The following is a 17,176-nucleotide window of genomic DNA, read 5'->3' on the forward strand; positions in this document are numbered from 1 at the left end:
CGCCATGTCGATCGACGTCAACAACGAGTCCGGAACCGAGGTCGACGAGCAGGCGATCCTCGACATCGCCCGCTACGCCCTCGCGCGGATGCGCATCCACCCGCTCTCCGAGCTCTCGGTGATCGTCGTGGACGGCGACGCCATGGAGCAGCTGCACGTGCAGTGGATGGACCTGCCGGGGCCGACGGATGTCATGTCCTTCCCGATGGACGAGCTGCGTCCGCCGATGAAGGACGACGAGGAGCCCCCGCAGGGGCTCCTCGGTGACATCGTGCTCTGCCCCGAGGTCGCGAAGAAGCAGGGCGCGGAGGCGCCGACGGAGCACTCCATGGACGAGGAGCTTCAGCTGCTCACCGTGCACGGCGTGCTGCACCTGCTCGGATACGACCACGAGGAGCCCGACGAGAAGGCCGAGATGTTCGGGCTCCAGGCGGCCATCGTGGACGGCTGGCGCGCGGAGAAGGGGATCGAGGGTCCGTCGCCGGCCCCGACCGTGTCATGAGCCTTTCCCTGATCGCGGGCGCCGTCGCCCTGGTCGTCGTCGCCTGGCTGGCGGCCTGCGCCGAGGCCGGCATCGCCCGCACATCGAGTTTCCGCGCCGAGGAGGCCGTCCGGTCCGGGCGGCGCGGCAGCGCGAAGCTGGCCCAGGTCGCCGCCGACCCGACCCGCTATCTGAACGTGGCACTCCTGGTCCGGGTGGCCTGCGAGATGGCCGCGGCCACCCTGGTCACGTACGCGTGCCTGGAGCAGTTCACCGAGACGTGGCAGGCGCTGCTCGTCGCGATCGGCGTGATGGTCCTGGTCTCGTACGTCGCCGTCGGAGTCTCGCCGCGCACCATCGGCCGCCAGCACCCGCTGAACACGGCGACGGCCGCCGCGTACGTCCTGCTGCCGCTGGCCCGGATCATGGGCCCGATCCCGCCGCTGCTGATCCTCATCGGCAACGCGCTGACGCCCGGCAAGGGATTCCGCCGCGGCCCGTTCGCCTCCGAGGCGGAACTTCGCGCCATGGTCGACCTCGCCGAGAAGGAGTCGCTCATCGAGGACGACGAGCGCCGCATGGTGCACTCCGTCTTCGAGCTGGGCGACACCCTGGTCCGTGAGGTCATGGTGCCGCGCACCGACCTCATCGTCATCGAGCGCTACAAGACGATCCGCCAGGCGCTCACCCTGGCCCTGCGCTCCGGTTTCTCCCGCATCCCCGTGGTCGGCGAGAACGAGGACGACATCGTCGGCATCGTCTACCTGAAGGACCTGGTCAGGAAGACGCACATCAGCCGGGACGCGGAGGCCGAGCTAGTCTCGACGGCGATGCGCCCGGCGGCCTTCGTCCCCGACACCAAGAACGCCGGTGACCTGCTGCGCGAGATGCAGCAGCTGCGCAACCACGTCGCCGTCGTCATCGACGAGTACGGCGGCACGGCCGGCATCGTCACCATCGAGGACATCCTGGAGGAGATCGTCGGCGAGATCACCGACGAGTACGACAGGGAACTCCCGCCGGTGGAGGAGCTGGGCGACGACCGCTTCCGGGTCACCGCGCGCCTCGACATCGGCGACCTCGGTGAGCTGTACGGCATCGAGGAGTACGACGACGAGGACGTGGAGACGGTCGGCGGACTGCTCGCCAAGGCGCTCGGCCGGGTGCCGATCGCGGGCGCGTCGGCGCAGGTGGAGCTGCCGGACGGGCGGGAGCTGCGGCTGACCGCGGAGGACTCGGCGGGCCGCCGGAACAAGATCGTGACGGTCCTCGTGGAGCCGGTCGCCCCGAAGCCCGAGGACACCGAATGACACTCACTCCGGAGAAGCTGCGCACGCTCTGCCTGTCGTTCAACGCGGCGGTGGAGGAGTTCCCGTTCGGCCCGGAGGCGTCGGTCTTCAAGGTCCTGGGCAAGATGTTCGCCCTGTCCAGCCTGGACGCGCGGCCCCTCACGGTGAACCTCAAGTGCGACCCCGAGGACGCGATCCGGCTCCGCCGCGAGTACGAGGGCGCGGTCCGGCCGGGCTGGCACATGAACAAGCGCCACTGGAACACGGTGGTGGTGGGGGAGCTGCCGGGGCCCTTCGTCCGTGAACTGGTCGAGGACTCGTACGACTTGGTGGTGGCGGGGTTGCCGCGGGCGGAGCGGCTGAAGCTCGACCGGGCGTGAGGGCTGGGCGTCCCACCAGGCACGCACCGAAATGGCCCGACTCCCCCTCGCCAACGCTGGGGCGCAGCGGCAGAATGGACTGACGGTGCGCTGTGACGCCGCCGCTCCGGGCCGCCTACCAGGGAAACTCGGAACGGCAGCGTCTGTTTCGGGCGCCCGCCGCTTTCGGCCCCGGCTTTCAGGTCGGGGCTGACTGCTTTTACACGAAGGGCAGAATCCACTCGTCGACGATCTTTTGGATCGCGATGAGGAGACTGATCAGAGGGAGCAGCTGAGCTGCCCGCTCACCCCACGTGCGCTTGATCCGCTCGGGTCGGCGCCCTCCTTCCTGCTCGCCCTGGCCTTCCGTCATCACTAGCTCCTTCTCCACAGCCGCTCGTCGCCGAGTCAATTCACGGCGAACCACGAACGGATGGGCGCTGAGTGGTTCTTGAGGCGTTCCATCTGCGGTTTTGACAAGTGATGTTGAACATGGCGATCGATCAACTCCCTTGGCTGGCTTGATTGTTCGCACCATGTACAGCTTCAGCGTAGCTTGGGACTGTCATTTTGTGCAGTGCCTATTGGCAGGGAGCCATCGGCTGGTACGACGAACGGATCTGGCGAACGGGCCAGTCTCATTCTGCTAGGTTGCAGATTGATGGGTAAGGTGTGGACGTCGCGTGCGTGAGCGAGGGTTTCGATCCTGGTGTGCGGCGTGCACACCCCGTGTGTAAGTCACTCGGAAACGTCGCAACCATGAGGGTCTCGATGAGTAATCTGTATATCTGCTACGTTGCACAAAGGCGGATGCGCTTGGGGGTGAAGCAGCCATGACACAGACGAGTGCGGCGCTCCTCCGGCTGCGACTCCGTACCGAGCTGCGCAAGGCGCGGATCGCGGCCGGTCTGACTCAGCGGCAGGTCGCCGAGAAGATGGAGTGGAGCCCCTCCAAGCTGATCCGGATCGAAGCCGGTGAGGTGGGGATCTCGATCAATGACCTGCGGCCACTGGCCGCCGCGTACAACATCTCGGACCGGCGCAAGGTGGAAGAGCTGCTGACCATGGCCCGGGGGAGCCGGCGGATGCCGTTCTCCGAGTACCGGGATCTGTTCAGCAAGGACTTCATGCAGTTCCTGGCGTTGGAGTCCGCCGCATCGATCAACCGGCAGTTCGGTTCGCTGGCCATCCCCGGTCTGCTGCAGACCGAGGAGTACATGAGGGCAGTCTTCAGCTCGTACAACAAGGACTTGCCCGAGGAACTGATCGAGCGGTACGTCGAGGCGCGGCTCGCTCGCCAAGAGGTGCTGGAAGAGGCGCAGGGATGCGAGTTCTTCTTCATCCTGGACGAGTCCGTGGTGCGCCGGGCGGCGGGCGGCAGGGGAGTGATGCGGGCTCAGCTGGAACGCCTCGCGGATCTGGCCACGCGCCCCAACATCAATTTGCTGATCCTCCCGTTCAGCGTCGGAGCCCACCCGGGCATCCTCGGCCCCTTCACCTTGTTCGAGTTCCGGGATGAAGCCATGGAGGACGCGCTTTTCCTGGAGGACTCCCGGGGGATCACCACCGCCGCGACCGACCCGGTTGAGGCGCGGCAGTACCTGGAGCGTTTCTGGGAGCTGGAGGATCTGTCCCTCAAGGAGGGAGTGGAGGTAGTGCTGCGCCGGCTCGCTGAGCGAATTGCCGAGGGGGGCGACGATCTGGAGGCGCTGTTGCAGCCAGAGTCTTCCTGAGGTGCGTACGGGCGCCAACTTGCCTTGAGTAAAGGCAAGTTGGCGCGAATTGCCATGCTCACGCAGATGGTCTTAACCACTATGATGGGCAGGCTGTCGTGTGTCCCCGTGGCTGGTGTGCGGGGGCGCCCCGGCTGCAGTGTCCGCAACCGGGGGAGGTTGATGGTGGGCGCGTCACGGACTTGGCGTAAGAGCAGCGCGAGCGGCGACGCCGGCGGCAACTGCGTCGAAGTCGCCCGTACCGGTACCGAAGTGTGTGTGCGGGATTCCAAGCGTCGACGCGGTCGGATCGTCACTGTGACCCCTGCCGCCTGGGATTCCTTCCTGCACTCCCTGTCCGGCAACGGCGATCCGGATGCCCGGCGGCAGGTCGGCTCCTAGCGCGGCCCCGCGATCCACGTCTTCCCCGCCTGCCCCCTGGCCTCCGCGAACGCCCGCGGCGCCTCCTCGAAGGCGTACCGCGAGGTGAGGGCCACCGAGGGGTGGACGCGGTCGGATGTGATGTCGTCCAGGGCCGCGCGGAAGTCGTGCGGGTGGTCGTAGATCAGGGAGCCCTGGAGTGTGAGCTGGGCGCGGACCACCTGGTCCATCGTCAGCGGCAGAGGGGCCGTGTCGAGGCCGATCAGGGTGAGGGTGGCGCCCGGGGCCAGGCGGGGGAGGGCCGCGGCCAGGGCCGGGGCGGCGCCCGTCGTCTCGTAGAGCCGGAGGAAGCCGCCGTCGGCGGCGGTCGCCGCGCCGGCGCCGAGCGCGACCGCGCGGGCGAGGCGTTCGGGGTGGAGTTCGATCACGACCGGCTCGGCGCCGAGGGCCAGCAGTGACTGGCTGACCAGCAGCCCCTGCGCGCCGGCGCCGAGCACCAGGGCCCGCTCGCCCTTGCCGATCCCGCTGCGCTCGACCGCCGTCCGCGCCACCACGTACGGCTCGAACGCGGCCAGGTCCCGCACGTCAAGATCCTCCGGGACGACATGTGCGAACGCGGCCGGGACCGCGAAACGCTCCGCCAGCAGCCCCGGCGCGTTCATCCCCACGATCGCCCGGTGCGGGCACGCCGAGGTCAGGCCCCGGCGGCAGTCCGCGCACTCCAGGCACGCGTAGTTCGGCTCGACCACGACACGCCGGCCCACGACGTGCCCGGAGACGGCGGAGCCCGTCGCCACGATCCGGCCGAACGCCTCGTGCCCGACGACCCAGGGCGTGCCGGGGACGGCGCGATGGCCCTCGTAGACGGACAGGTCCGAGCCGCAGACGCCGAGCCCTTCGAGCTGGACGACGACATCGCCGGGGCCGGCGTCGGGCTCCGGCAGGTCGTCGATGACGGCGAGGCTGCGGGGGGCGGTGAGGACGACGGCCTTCATACGGGCTCCTGCGGGTGGCTGCGGCGGCTGCCTCGGGGATGCAAGCCTAATGTACGAACTGGTTAGTTATCTAGAGGGTGCGTGCTCCGCAGTCGCCCGGCGTCGGGGCGCCCCGCGCCCCCTCCTTATGCTCACCCCATGACTGACAGCACCGACCTCGGCGCCGAGGACCGCAAGATCGTGACCCTGGCCCGCTCCGCGCGGGCCCGCAACGGTGTGCCCGAGGGGGCCGCCGTGCGCGACGAGACCGGGCGCACCTATGTCGCGGGCACCGTCGCCCTGGACTCCCTGAAGCTGAGCGCGCTGCGGACGGCCGTCGCGATGGCCGTGGCCTCGGGCGCGCAGTCTCTGGAGGCGGCGGCCGTGGTCTCCGCCGCGGACGCCCTGGACGAGGCCGACATCGCGGCCGTGCGCGATCTGGGCGGCAGCGGCACCCCGGTGTTCCTCGCGGGGGCGGACGGGACGGTCCGGGCGACCGTCGAGGCCGGTTGATCCTCGGGAGGCGTGGGTCACAGGGAAGGCCGCTCGCCCAGTAATAGAGCGGCTTCCGCCGTTTGGGAGTGAAGACGCTCACGTCGGCCGCCGGCCGGGACCTAGGTCCCGGCCGGCGTGTGCGTTCCCGAGGGCCGCGCATGCCAGGCGGGGCAAGGGGTGAAGGACTTTCGGCCCGGGTCTTTCGGCCCGGCGCCGCGAGGCGCGAGCCAGGGACTTAAGTCCCGTCGGTGGGACCTTCGCCTCATGGGGCAAACCCGGACACGGCGGTCATGGTGGAGCAGTTGCCCGACGCCGATGCGTTTCGCAGCTCCCGCTTCTGGGAAGCGCCGGGCGGTCCCCGATCCCGAACAAAGGTTTTTCTACGTGTTCTCCCTTGCCCGCAAGACCTCGTCCCGTGCCCGTGCCCTCATCGTCGGTACCGCCCTCGTCGGCGCCTCCGGCGCCATGGTGATCGCCGGCACCGGCTCTGCCTCGGCGGCCACCGCCTCGGCCGGCTCCTGGGATGCCGTCGCGCAGTGCGAGTCCGGCGGCAACTGGTCCGCCAACACCGGCAACGGCTTCTCCGGCGGTCTCCAGTTCACGCCGTCCACCTGGGCCGCCTACGGCGGCACGCAGTACGCCGCCAACGCCCACCAGGCGTCGAAGGCCGAGCAGATCACCGTCGCCCAGAAGGTCCTCGCGGACCAGGGTGCGGGCGCCTGGCCGCACTGCGGCGTCAGCCTGTAAAGAAGAGCGAAAGCTCAGACGGCATCGGGGCCCCGTTCGCCCGTCCGCACCCGCACCACGGTGTCGACGGGCACGGCCCAGACCTTGCCGTCACCGATCTTCCCCGTCCGGGCGGCCCGCACGATGGCATCCATCGCGGGCTCCGCGTCCTCGTCCTCGACGACGACCTCGATCCGCACCTTCGGCACCAGATCGACCCGGTACTCGGCGCCCCGGTACACCTCCGTGTGCCCGCGCTGCCGCCCGTAGCCGCTGGCCTCGGTCACCGTCAGACCCTGGACACCCACCTCTTGCAGCGCCGTCTTGACCTCGTCGAGGCGGTACGGCTTGACGACCGCGGTGATCAGCTTCATGGCGCGACCTTTCGGGCAGCGGGAGCGTGGGCGGGGTGCGTGGAGGCACTCAGGACGCCGTGATCGTACGCACTCTCCGCGTGCGTCGTCTGATCGAGTCCCGTCAGCTCCGCGTCGGCCTCCGCACGGAAGCCGAGCAGCCGGTCGATGACCTTCCCGATCCCGTACGTGACGAGGAAGGTGTACGCGGCCACGACCAGCACGGCGAGCGCCTGCTTGCCCAGCTGCCCGAACCCGCCCCCGTAGAACAGGCCCTCCTTCGCCGCCGAGCCCGTCATGGCCGACGTCGCGAACAGGCCGATCAGCAGCGTGCCCACCACACCGCCGACGAAGTGCACGCCCACCACGTCCAGCGAGTCGTCGTAGGAGAAGCGGAACTTCCAGGCGACGGCGTACGAGCAGACGACGCCCGCCGCGAGGCCGACCACGGCCGCGCCGAGCACGCCGACCACCCCGCACGCGGGCGTGATCGCGACCAGCCCCGCCACCGCACCCGAGGCCGCGCCGAACGTCGTCGGGTGCCCGTCCCGCTTCTGCTCCACGAACAGCCAGCCCAGCAGGCCCGTGCAGCCCGCGATCAGGGTGTTGAAGAGAGAGGCCGCGGCGACCCCGTTCGCGCCGAGCGCCGAACCGCCGTTGAAGCCGAGCCAGCCGAACCAGAGCAGCCCCGCACCCATGATCACCATGGGCAGGTTGTGCGGGCGCATGGCGTCCTTCTTGAACCCGATGCGCGGGCCGAGCACGAGACACAGCGCCAGGCCCGAGGCGCCCGAGGCGATCTCGACGACCAGACCGCCCGCGAAGTCGAGGGTGCCGAGCCGGTTCGCGATCCAGCCGTCCGGGCCCCAGACCCAGTGCGCGACGGGGACGTATACGAGCAGCGCCCACACGGGGACGAAGACCAGCCAGGCCCCGAACCGGGTGCGGTCCGCGACCGCCCCGCTGATCAGCGCCGCCGTGATGATCGCGAAGGTCAGCTGGAAGGTGGTGAAGAGGAACGTGGGGACCGTGCCGGTGACCGAGTCCGGGCCGATGCCCGCCATCCCGGCGTGCGACAGATCACCGATCAGCCCGCCGAACGCGTCGTCGCCGAACGCGAGCGAGTAGCCCGCGACCAGCCAGACCACCGTCACGAGGGCGATCGACACGAAGCTCATCATCAGCATGTTGAGGACGGACTTCGTGCGGACCATGCCGCCGTAGAACAGGGCGAGGCCGGGTGTCATCAGCAGGACGAGCGCGGTCGCGGCGAGCAGCCAGGCGGTGTCACCGGAGTCGAGGGCGGGGGCGGCCAGGGGCGTTGCGGTCATGCCGGTCGTCGCGGTCATCGGGACAGCGTCACGGGCCCGCGTTTCCGTTTCCCTACCCCGGCGTTTCCGCGGTGTTTCGTGTTGCCGAGGGGTTACCGGAAGCTCACCGTACTGCGGGCCCCCGGACATCAGGGAGAATGGGCGCCATGAGCGCTCGTACCCAGCAGTCCCAGCCCTCCGGGGAAGCCGTCCACCGCGCAGGCTTCGCCTGCTTCGTCGGCCGTCCCAACGCGGGCAAGTCCACCCTCACGAACGCTCTGGTCGGCAAGAAGGTGGCGATCACCGCCGACCAGCCGCAGACCACGCGGCACACCGTGCGCGGCATCGTCCACCGCGACGACGCGCAGCTGATCCTGGTGGACACCCCCGGACTGCACAAGCCGCGCACCCTGCTCGGCGAGCGGCTGAACGACGTGGTGCGCACCACGTGGGCCGAGGTCGACGTCATCGGCTTCTGCCTCCCGGCGAACGAGAAGCTGGGCCCCGGCGACCGCTTCATCGCCAAGGAACTCGCGTCCATCAAGAAGACGCCGAAGATCGCGATCGTCACCAAGACCGACCTCGTCGACAGCAAGCAGCTCGCCGAGCAGCTCATCGCCATCGACCAGCTCGGCAAGGAGCTCGGCTTCCAGTGGGCCGAGATCATCCCGGTCTCCGCCGTCGGCGACAAGCAGGTCGGCCTTCTCGCCGATCTGATCGTGCCGCTGCTGCCCGAGGGCCCCGCGCTCTACCCCGAGGGCGACCTCACCGACGAGCCCGAGCAGGTCATGGTCGCCGAGCTGATCCGCGAGGCCGCCCTGGAGGGCGTCCGCGACGAGCTGCCGCACTCCATCGCCGTCGTCGTCGAGGAGATGCTGCCGCGCGAGGACCGCCCGGCCGACAAGCCGCTCCTCGACATCCACGCCTTCGTCTACATCGAGCGGCCCAGCCAGAAGGGCATCATCATCGGCCCGAAGGGCAAGCGCCTGAAGGACGTCGGCATCAAGTCCCGCAAGCAGATCGAGGCGCTGCTCGGCACGCCGGTCTATCTCGACCTGCACGTCAAGGTCGCCAAGGACTGGCAGCGCGACCCGCGCCAGCTCCGCAAGCTCGGCTTCTAGTTTCTTCCGTGAGGGGCGGGGCTCAGATCCTGGAGCCCTATCACCCGCAGCAGCTCCAGACGTTCGTACGTGTCCGTGCCCGGCCGCGCCGAGTGCACCACGAGCTGCTGGCCGTGCCCGTCGCTGAGCAGCACCTCGCAGTCCAGGTCGAGCATGCCGACCACCGAGTGCAGGAACCGCTTGGGGGACGGGCGGCGCACCACGACCTCGTGGGACTGCCACAGCTCCTCGAACTCCCGTGACACGGACCGCAGTTCGGCCACCAGCGCGGCGGGCCCCGGGTCGTCGGGGCGGGCGGCGGTGACCGCGCGCAGGCTCGCCACATGGGCGCGGGCGTGCTTCTCGTGGTTCTCGGGCGGGAACAGCGCCCGGGTCTCCGGCTCGGCGAACCAGCGGCGGATCAGGTTCACCCCGGTCAGATCGCCGGTCAGCGCGACCGACATCGTGTTCTGCGCCAGGCTCTCGCCCCAGTCGCTCAGCACCGCCGCCGGCAGGTCGTGCAGCCGGTCCAGGATCATCAGCAGCCCCGGGCGGACATGGCCCGACGAGGTGCCGGGCCGGGGCGGCTCCTGTCCCGCCAGATGGAACAGGTGGTCGCGCTCGGTGTCGGTCAGCCGCAGCGCGCGGGCCAGCGCGCCCAGCATCTGCCGCGAGGGGTGCGAGCCGCGGCGCTGCTCAAGCCGCGTGTAGTAGTCCGTGGACATCCCGGCGAGCTGCGCCACCTCCTCGCGGCGCAGTCCCGGCGTGCGCCGTCGGGCGCCCTCGCTCAGGCCCACGTCGGAGGGGCTGAGACGGGTGCGGGCGCGGCGCAGGAAGTCGGCGAGTTCGGCTCGGTTCACCCCTCCAGCATCGCGCGGCCCCGCCCGCGTATCCAGCGCTCATCCAGGGAGTGCCGCTCCCTGGATAAGCGCGTCTCTCCCGCCGGACGCGCGGGCCGCGCAGGCTTCGGTCATGGCCCTGTACGACGACAACGAGGAGGCGGCCATGCTGACGTTGGTGACCGGAGCGACGGGACAGGTCGGAAAGCGGTTCGTGCCGCGGCTGCTCCAGAGCGCCCCCAAGGGCGACCGGGTGCGGGTGCTCGTCCGGGACGAGGCGCGCGGGGAGCGGTTCGCGGAGCTGGGCGCCGAGGTCGTGGTCGGCGATCTGCGGGACGCCGGGGTGCTCGGCAAGGCGACGGCCGGGGTGGACGCCGTGGTGAACGTCGCCGCCGCGTTCCGCGGGGTGCCGGACGAGGAGGCGCGGGCCGTGAACCGGGACGCGGCGATCGAGCTCGGCCGGGCCGCCGTGGCCTCGGGCGTACGGCGGTTCGTGCAGGTCAGCACCGGGATCGTGTACGGGGCCGGGCGCGGCAGGCCGCTCGTCGAGACGGACGAGACGGTGCCGGGCGGACACCTCTGGGGCGTCTACCCCGAGTCGAAGTGGGAGGCCGAGCGGGCGCTGGGCGCGCTGGAGGGCCTCGACGACCTGCGGATCGCACGGCTGCCGTTCGTGTACGGGGACGGCGACCCGCACCTCGACACCGCGATCGAGTGGGCGCCGGCCTGGCCCGCCATGCAGCGGCTGCACATGGGGCACCACGCCGACGTGGCGCAGGGCCTGCGGCGCCTGCTGTACGCGGACGGGGCCTCCGGCGTCTACAACATCGCCGATGACGCCCCTGTCACGACCGTGGACATCCTTCAGCTCGGCGGGGTCGACGTCCCGCAGGAGTCCTACGAGAAGGACACCCCGGACCCCTGGCACGCGGTGCTGTCGACGGCCCGCATCCGCCACGAGCTGGGCTTCCGCCCGATCTTCCCGTCGGTCTGGACGGCCCGGGACGCGGGCGCGCTGTAGGGGGTCCGCTAAGCCCCTTCTTTGAGGACGCGCGAGATCAGTCTCCGCTGCTCATCGGTGAGGCGGGGGTCCGCACAGTACACGGTCCGGCCGTCCACGGTGAGGGTGTAGCTGAAGCCGTCCGGCACTCCCACGGGCGGTGTGCTCCGGCCTGCGGCCATCGCCTTCTCGGCCAGGTCGTGCCACTCGTGGGAGTCGGCGCGGCCTGCGGTGTCGATCTCGGCGTGGCGGTCGATCCCGGCGAATCCTCCGGTGCGCGCGACATGGATACGCATGTCCCCTGTCTACTCCTCTCCGCGACCCGGGGGGTAGTTCTTCGGCCGCGGCCCGGTGGCCGCTTCTCGCGCAGTTCCCCGCGCCCCTGAAGCATGCGCTGCGCGCAGCTTCCTCGATGAGATGCCGCACGAAGTGCGCATCTCAGGGGCGCGGGGAACTGCGCGAGCAACCACGACGAAAGGCGCGCGTGGGAACGGGCTTTTAGGGGCGCGGGGAACTGCGCGACCAGGCCCCACCGGGCCGCAGGCGAGCGACAACCCTGCCGGAGCTACTGTGCGGGGACGCCTACCTGTTCCCAGCACTTCAGTACGGCCTGATACTCCTCGGCGGCGCCGTAGCGGGTCTTGGCCGCCTTGAGCGTGGCGCGGGCGAAGTCGGTGAACTTGCTGTCCGGTTTCAGGTCGCCGCCGGTGAGGGTGTCGAACCAGATCTGCCCGGCCCGCTCCCACGCGTGCCCGCCCAGCGCGTCGGCCAGGATGTAGAAGGCGTGGTTGGGGATGCCGGAGTTGATGTGCACCCCGCCGTTGTCCCGGCCGGTCTGCACGAAGTGGTCCATGTCGGCCGGCTGCGGGTCCTTGCCGAGGACGTCGTCGTCGTAGGCCGTGCCCGGCGCCTTCATGGAGCGCAGGGCCACCCCGGTGACGCGCGGCGCGAGCAGCCCGGCGCCGATCAGCCAGTCGGCCTCGGCGGCGGTCTGCCCCAGCGCGTACTGCTTGATGAGCGAGCCGAAGACGTCGGAGACGGACTCGTTGAGGGCGCCCGGCTGGTCGTAGTAGGCCAGGTTCGCGGTGTACTGCGTGACGCCGTGGGTCAGCTCGTGGCCGATGACGTCGACGGGCAGCGTGAAGTCGAGGAAGATCTCGCCGTCACCGTCGCCGAACACCATCTGCTCGCCGTTCCAGAACGCGTTGTTGTAGTCCTCGTCGTAGTGGACCGTCGCGTTCAGTGCCAGGCCGTTGCCGTCGATGGAGTAGCGGGAGAACTTCTCCAGGTACAGCTCGAAGGTGGCGCCCAGGCCCGCGTACACGCGGTTGACGGTCGCGTCCTGGCCGGGCTCGTCGCCCTCGCCGCGCACCTTGTGGCCCGGCAGCGTCGTCGTGTGGCGGGTGTCGTAGATGGTCCGGTGCGGCGACTGCGTACCGGCGTCGGCGTACGAGGGAGCGGCGGCGCGGGCGCCGATGACGGTGGTCATCCGGCGGCGGGTGCGCTCCATGGCGTCGCGCTCCAGGGACCTGCGGGCCCGGGCGGCGACGGCGGAGTCCCCGGACCGGGCGGCCTTGTCGAGGATGTGCGGCGGCACGATGGTGCAGAACACGGGCTCGAACCCGGCGGGGTTCCCCGTGGTGGGGTTGGCGGTCATGCGACGCAATGTGGCACTGGGTCATGCCGCTGTCACTACCTGGAGCCATGATTAGTGAAATAGAGGGATCGATCACCTCTTACCCGTTACCTTCACCCGGTCCCGCATACTGATACGGGTTCTCGCGTCCGGCGCGACTCGACTAAGGTGCGGTGCATCATGCGATTCGGGCTGCTTCTCCTTAGCTGCCGCGGCGAGGGCCTGTAGTCGAGGCCGACCCCCTCACCGCGGAGTTTGGCGTTGCGCCGTCGGCCGACTGAAGAAGGCCACCTCTGAGGAGCCCACGCATCATGCCGAACCACCAGCAGCCGAGCAGCATGCCGATCCGCAAGTACGGCCAGTACGACCAAGTGGACATCCCCGACCGCACCTGGCCCGACCAGCGGATCACCAAGGCCCCCCGCTGGCTCTCCACGGACCTGCGCGACGGTAACCAGGCACTGATCGACCCCATGTCGCCCGAGCGCAAGCGCCGGATGTTCGACCAGCTGGTCAAGATGGGCTACAAGGAGATCGAGGTCGGCTTCCCGGCCTCCGGCCAGACCGACTTCGACTTCGTACGTTCGATCATCGAAGAGCCGGGCGCCATCCCGGACGACGTGACGATCTCCGTACTGACCCAGGCCCGCGAGGACCTGATCGAGCGCACGGTGGAGTCCCTGAAGGGCGCCAAGCGCGCCACGCTCCACCTGTACAACGCCACGGCGCCCGTCTTCCGCCGCGTGGTCTTCCGCGGCTCCAAGGACGACATCAAGCAGATCGCCGTCGACGGCACCCGCCTGGTGATGGAGTACGCGGAGAAGCTGCTGGGCCCCGAGACGGTCTTCGGCTACCAGTACAGCCCCGAGATCTTCACCGACACCGAGCTGGACTTCGCCCTGGAGGTCTGCGAGGCCGTCATGGACGTCTACCAGCCGGGCCCGGACCGCGAGATCATCCTCAACCTGCCTGCCACGGTGGAGCGTTCGACGCCGTCCACGCACGCGGACCGCTTCGAGTGGATGAGCCGCAACCTGTCGCGCCGCGAGCACGTCTGCCTGTCGATCCACCCGCACAACGACCGCGGTACCGCCGTGGCCGCCGCCGAGCTGGCCGTCATGGCCGGCGGCGACCGCGTCGAGGGCTGCCTGTTCGGCCAGGGCGAGCGCACCGGCAACGTCGACCTGGTGACCCTGGGCATGAACCTGTTCTCGCAGGGCGTCGACCCGCAGATCGACTTCTCCGACATCGACGAGATCCGCCGGGTGTGGGAGTACTGCAACCAGATGGAGGTCCACCCGCGCCACCCGTACGTGGGCGACCTGGTCTACACGTCCTTCTCCGGCTCCCACCAGGACGCCATCAAGAAGGGCTTCGACGCGATGGAGGCCGACGCGGCCGCCAAGGGCGTCTCCGTGGACGACATCGAGTGGGCGGTCCCGTACCTGCCGATCGACCCGAAGGACGTCGGCCGGTCCTACGAGGCCGTGATCCGGGTCAACTCGCAGTCCGGCAAGGGCGGCATCGCGTACGTCCTGAAGAACGACCACAAGCTGGACCTGCCGCGCCGCATGCAGGTCGAGTTCTCGAAGGTCATCCAGACGAAGACGGACGCCGAGGGCGGCGAGGTCACGCCGAAGGACATCTGGAACGTCTTCCAGGACGAGTACCTGCCGAACCCCGTCAACCCGTGGGGCCGCATCCAGGTCAAGGCCGGCCAGACCACGACCGACACCGACGGCGTCGACACGCTGACCGTCGAGGCCGAGGTCGACGGCGTCGAGCAGGTCCTGGTCGGCACCGGCAACGGCCCGATCTCCGCGTTCTTCCACGCCCTCCAGGGCATCGACATCGACGCCCGGCTGCTGGACTACCAGGAGCACACGATGAGCGAGGGCGCCTCCGCCGTCGCCGCCTCGTACATCGAGGTCGCGATCGGCGACAAGGTTCTGTGGGGGATCGGCATCGACGCGAATACGACACGTGCGTCGCTGAAGGCCGTCGTCTCCGCCGTCAACCGCGCGACCCGCTGAGGCAGTTGAGCTGGACTTTCCCGGCCCCGTACACCTGTTCGTGGTGTACGGGGCCTGGTCGTATCTCGGCCATGGTCACAAGATCTCCGTGACCTTGGCGTGACCAAGGTGCTGACGCCGACTCATCAATGTGGCTAACATCACGCCAACGCCGCGATGTTGCGGCGCCGTTACGGAGGTGTGCGACGTGCTGCCGAACAGGGAACTGGGGCGACGGACCGGGATCTCGCGGGTCCTGGGCGTGCACACCACATGGACCACCGTGGGCGACGGCGAGTTCTTCTGCCCGGGCTGCGGCGGTGACCGCAACTTCCAGCGGCGCACGGGCCGCCGCCGCTTCCTGGTGCTCGGCGTGCCGGTGCTGCCGCGCGGCGAGACCGGGCCCGTGGTGGAGTGCGCGGCCTGCCAGGAACGGTTCGGCACCGAGGCCCTCGACCACCCGACGACGCACCGTTTCTCCGCGATGCTGCGCGACGCCGTGCACACCGTCGTCCTCGCCGTCCTCGCCGCCGGCGGGGCGGGGTCCCGTACGGCCCTGGAATGCGCCGTGGGCGTCCTGCGGGGCGCCGGGTTCGACGACGCCTGCGAGGAGCGCCTCGCGGCGCTCGTGGAGGCGCTGGTGACCGACGCCGGGCGGATGCCGGAGCACGCCGGCCCCGGCGCCTCCCTCGCCATCGAGCTGCACGAGGCCCTCGACCCGCTGGCACCGCATCTCGCTCCGGCCGGGCGGGAATCGATTCTTCTCCAGGGCGCCCGCATCGCCCTCGCCGACGGCCCGTACTCGTCCGCCGAGCGCGATGTCCTCGGCACCGTGGGCGCCGCGCTGACGATGTGCTCGGACGAGGTGGGGCAGTTGCTGGTGGCCGCCGCCAGGACGCCCAGCTGAGGCTCTTGGGGCCACCTCTAGGGTGACCGCATGTCGCACGCTCCCGCGCTCCTCGTCATAGACATGCAGAACGCCCTGCTGCCGATCATGCACCGCCCCGCCGCGACGGTCGCCGCCATCGCGGGCCTGCGCACCCGGGCTCTGGCGGCCGACGTCCCGGTCGTCACCCTCCAGCACCACGGCACCGGCCTCGAACCCGGTACGGAGGGCTGGCGCATCGTCCCCGAACTCGACCCGGCGCCCGGCGAGCCCCTGGTCGCCAAGACCACGGCGGACGCCTTCCTGGGCACGGACCTCGACACGGTCCTCGGCTCGCTCGGGATCACGGAGATCCTGATCACCGGGTTCGCCACCGAGAACTGCGTGGAGACGACGGCGCGGCAGGCACTGAGCCGGGGTTACGACCTCGTCCTCGTCGCGGACGGCCATACGACGTCGGTGCGCCCGGCAGTCTCGGACTTCGTCCCGGCGGACCGGTCGATCGCGCATCACAACGAGATCTACCGGCACATCGACTTCCCGGACCGCCGGGTACGGGTGCTTCCGGCGGCCGGTGTGGACTTCGGCCCGGCTGCCTAGACGCCCCGACTGACGAACGCCTGCCAGGCGTCGGCGCCGACGACGATGACGGCGCCACCGGTGACCTTGGAGTCCCGGACGGGCACGACGCCGGGGATGTTGTCGGCGACCTCGACGCAGTTGCCGCCTTCGCCGTTGCTGTAAGTGCTCTTGCTCCAGCGGGCGTTGTTCAGGTCGTACTCGCGCATCGTCTGAAGTCCTCCGCCGCCGATTCGAGCAGGACTAGGGCCGCCTCCGGCGACAGCGCGGTGACCCTGAGCAGATCGTATGCGCGTTGGGCCCGCTTCACCACGGCTGGTTCGTCGATGAGCGTTCCCGAAAACGATGTCTCTGTATAGGCGACCGGCGGTGCGTCGTCGAAGTCCATGATGCGCAGATCGCCGCCCATCGAGGCGTACGCCCCAGCCGCGTACGGGATCACGGTCACGCACACCGTACGAGCCCGCATCAGCCCGGCGATGTGCTCCAACTGGCCGGCCATGGCGGCCGGTCCGCCCACTGGCGTACGCAGCACGTTCTCGTGCAGCGTCACCCAATACTCGGGCCTTGTAGCGTCGCCGAGGATCCGCGCCCGCTCCCGGCGGGCGGTGACCTTCTCGTCGACGTACTCGTCGGTGACGAACGGGTTGGCCGCGATCGTGACGGCGCGGGCGTACTCGACCGTCTGCAACAGGCCCGGCACCACCGTGGGCGCGAACTCGCAGATCCTCGTGGCCAGCCGCTCCAGCTCCACCACCTCCGCGAAGTAATCCGCGTACCGGTGGTCGTCGATCAGGCTGCGCCACATGCGCTCGAAAATACCGTCGGATTGCAGTACCTCATCAATCCTCTGGGCGACATCCAACTGCGGCTTGCGAATTGCCTGTTCGAATTGGCCGATGTAGCCGCCGGAGACGAAAACCCTTATGCCCAGCTCGACTTGAGTGAGACCGGCTTCTTCTCTCCGGCGCTTCAGTTCCTGCCCGAAGAACTCCCACGCCGCCTGCCGCGAACCATTGGCCACCGCCAACCCCCAAGCTATGC

At 69.7% G+C, this 17,176-nt stretch carries 20 protein-coding genes and 1 pseudogene; 12 read left to right on the top strand and 9 right to left on the bottom strand.

Annotated features, from left to right (window positions below; translation table 11 throughout):
* Nucleotides 1–4 precede the first annotated feature (4 nt).
* From ybeY to K377_RS34975, 3 genes are read left to right on the top strand one after another with little or no spacing between them, the layout of a single operon-like run.
* Nucleotides 5–502 carry an rRNA maturation RNase YbeY gene (gene ybeY / locus K377_RS34965; protein WP_111667652.1) on the top strand — a complete coding sequence of 166 codons (498 nt, stop codon included), beginning with the start codon at nt 5–7 and terminating at the stop codon, nt 500–502.
* Nucleotides 499–1,791: a hemolysin family protein gene (locus K377_RS34970; protein WP_111667653.1), complete on the top strand. Its 1,293-nt coding sequence runs from the start codon at nt 499–501 to the stop codon at nt 1,789–1,791. Before ybeY ends, K377_RS34970 begins: the two co-directional genes overlap by 4 nt.
* Entirely contained in the window at nt 1,788–2,150 is a 363-nt protein-coding gene (locus K377_RS34975; protein ID WP_111667654.1) for an MmcQ/YjbR family DNA-binding protein, read from the top strand. Before K377_RS34970 ends, K377_RS34975 begins: the two co-directional genes overlap by 4 nt.
* Nucleotides 2,151–2,349: 199 nt before the next feature.
* Here K377_RS34975 and K377_RS41890 read toward each other — a convergent pair whose 3' ends face one another.
* The gene (locus K377_RS41890; RefSeq protein WP_161195110.1) at nt 2,350–2,502 is read right to left on the bottom strand and encodes a hypothetical protein; all 153 of its coding nucleotides are present in this window, start codon (nt 2,500–2,502) and stop codon (nt 2,350–2,352) included.
* A gap of 460 nt (nt 2,503–2,962) precedes the next feature.
* On the opposite strand from K377_RS41890, the gene K377_RS34980 reads away from it, so the two are divergent.
* Both K377_RS34980 and K377_RS34985 read left to right on the top strand, forming a co-directional pair.
* Nucleotides 2,963–3,862 carry a helix-turn-helix transcriptional regulator gene (locus tag K377_RS34980; protein WP_111667655.1) on the top strand — a complete coding sequence of 300 codons (900 nt, stop codon included), beginning with the start codon at nt 2,963–2,965 and terminating at the stop codon, nt 3,860–3,862.
* A 162-nt stretch (nt 3,863–4,024) separates the two neighbouring features.
* Nucleotides 4,025–4,243 (top strand): DUF397 domain-containing protein, encoded by a 219-nt coding sequence (locus K377_RS34985; protein WP_111667730.1) that lies wholly within the window; start codon nt 4,025–4,027, stop codon nt 4,241–4,243.
* On the opposite strand, the gene K377_RS34990 is transcribed toward K377_RS34985, so the two are convergent.
* Nucleotides 4,240–5,217 carry a zinc-binding dehydrogenase gene (locus K377_RS34990; protein ID WP_111667656.1) on the bottom strand — a complete coding sequence of 326 codons (978 nt, stop codon included), beginning with the start codon at nt 5,215–5,217 and terminating at the stop codon, nt 4,240–4,242. The two genes, K377_RS34985 and K377_RS34990, sit on opposite strands and share 4 nt — an antisense overlap.
* 138 nt (nt 5,218–5,355) lie before the next feature.
* On the opposite strand from K377_RS34990, the gene K377_RS34995 reads away from it, so the two are divergent.
* A complete protein-coding gene (locus tag K377_RS34995) occupies nt 5,356–5,709 on the top strand; it encodes a cytidine deaminase (RefSeq protein ID WP_111667657.1) in 354 nt (117 codons plus the stop codon).
* Between the two features lie 411 nt (nt 5,710–6,120).
* Nucleotides 6,121–6,435, top strand: a pseudogene (locus K377_RS35000) (transglycosylase family protein); the annotation flags it as partial.
* A gap of 17 nt (nt 6,436–6,452) precedes the next feature.
* Here the strand turns inward: K377_RS35000 and K377_RS35005 are convergent.
* Both K377_RS35005 and K377_RS35010 read right to left on the bottom strand, forming a co-directional pair.
* Nucleotides 6,453–6,791 (bottom strand): P-II family nitrogen regulator, encoded by a 339-nt coding sequence (locus tag K377_RS35005; protein ID WP_111667659.1) that lies wholly within the window; start codon nt 6,789–6,791, stop codon nt 6,453–6,455.
* Nucleotides 6,788–8,101 carry an ammonium transporter gene (locus K377_RS35010; RefSeq protein ID WP_111667731.1) on the bottom strand — a complete coding sequence of 438 codons (1,314 nt, stop codon included), beginning with the start codon at nt 8,099–8,101 and terminating at the stop codon, nt 6,788–6,790. The genes K377_RS35005 and K377_RS35010 overlap by 4 nt, the downstream gene beginning before the upstream one ends.
* Before the next feature lie 137 nt (nt 8,102–8,238).
* Here K377_RS35010 and era point away from each other — a divergent pair, with 137 nt between their 5' ends.
* Entirely contained in the window at nt 8,239–9,201 is a 963-nt protein-coding gene (gene era / locus K377_RS35015; protein ID WP_181512724.1) for a GTPase Era, read from the top strand.
* On the opposite strand, the gene K377_RS35020 is transcribed toward era, so the two are convergent.
* Complete coding sequence (locus tag K377_RS35020; RefSeq protein WP_111667661.1) at nt 9,198–10,040, bottom strand: helix-turn-helix transcriptional regulator; 843 nt, start codon at nt 10,038–10,040, stop codon at nt 9,198–9,200. The two genes, era and K377_RS35020, sit on opposite strands and share 4 nt — an antisense overlap.
* A gap of 145 nt (nt 10,041–10,185) precedes the next feature.
* Between K377_RS35020 and K377_RS35025 the strand changes: the two genes are divergently transcribed.
* Complete coding sequence (locus K377_RS35025) at nt 10,186–11,040, top strand: NAD(P)-dependent oxidoreductase (protein WP_111667732.1); 855 nt, start codon at nt 10,186–10,188, stop codon at nt 11,038–11,040.
* Between the two features lie 8 nt (nt 11,041–11,048).
* On the opposite strand, the gene K377_RS35030 is transcribed toward K377_RS35025, so the two are convergent.
* Both K377_RS35030 and K377_RS35035 read right to left on the bottom strand, forming a co-directional pair.
* Nucleotides 11,049–11,315 carry a protealysin inhibitor emfourin gene (locus K377_RS35030; RefSeq protein ID WP_111667662.1) on the bottom strand — a complete coding sequence of 89 codons (267 nt, stop codon included), beginning with the start codon at nt 11,313–11,315 and terminating at the stop codon, nt 11,049–11,051.
* 269 nt (nt 11,316–11,584) lie between these two features.
* Nucleotides 11,585–12,676, bottom strand: coding sequence for a M4 family metallopeptidase (locus K377_RS35035; RefSeq protein ID WP_111667663.1), 1,092 nt, complete (start codon nt 12,674–12,676; stop codon nt 11,585–11,587).
* A gap of 290 nt (nt 12,677–12,966) precedes the next feature.
* Here K377_RS35035 and leuA point away from each other — a divergent pair, with 290 nt between their 5' ends.
* The 3 genes from leuA (at nt 12,967) to K377_RS35055 (ending at nt 16,153) form a co-directional block, all read left to right on the top strand.
* Nucleotides 12,967–14,688: a 2-isopropylmalate synthase gene (gene leuA / locus K377_RS35045; protein WP_111667664.1), complete on the top strand. Its 1,722-nt coding sequence runs from the start codon at nt 12,967–12,969 to the stop codon at nt 14,686–14,688.
* Between the two features lie 187 nt (nt 14,689–14,875).
* Nucleotides 14,876–15,574 (top strand): TerB family tellurite resistance protein, encoded by a 699-nt coding sequence (locus K377_RS35050; RefSeq protein ID WP_111667665.1) that lies wholly within the window; start codon nt 14,876–14,878, stop codon nt 15,572–15,574.
* 30 nt (nt 15,575–15,604) lie between these two features.
* Complete coding sequence (locus K377_RS35055; RefSeq protein WP_111667666.1) at nt 15,605–16,153, top strand: isochorismatase family protein; 549 nt, start codon at nt 15,605–15,607, stop codon at nt 16,151–16,153.
* On the opposite strand, the gene K377_RS35060 is transcribed toward K377_RS35055, so the two are convergent.
* Both K377_RS35060 and K377_RS35065 read right to left on the bottom strand, forming a co-directional pair.
* The gene (locus K377_RS35060; RefSeq protein WP_111667667.1) at nt 16,150–16,341 is read right to left on the bottom strand and encodes a DUF397 domain-containing protein; all 192 of its coding nucleotides are present in this window, start codon (nt 16,339–16,341) and stop codon (nt 16,150–16,152) included. The two genes, K377_RS35055 and K377_RS35060, sit on opposite strands and share 4 nt — an antisense overlap.
* On the bottom strand, nt 16,323–17,156 hold the full coding sequence (locus K377_RS35065; RefSeq protein WP_111667668.1) for a helix-turn-helix transcriptional regulator: 834 nt from the start codon (nt 17,154–17,156) through the stop codon (nt 16,323–16,325). The genes K377_RS35060 and K377_RS35065 overlap by 19 nt, the downstream gene beginning before the upstream one ends.
* Between the last annotated feature and the right edge of the window lie 20 nt (nt 17,157–17,176).

Origin of the sequence: Streptomyces sp. PsTaAH-137 (genome assembly GCF_003259365.1) — a bacterium.
Classification (GTDB): Bacteria; Actinomycetota; Actinomycetes; order Streptomycetales; family Streptomycetaceae; genus Streptomyces.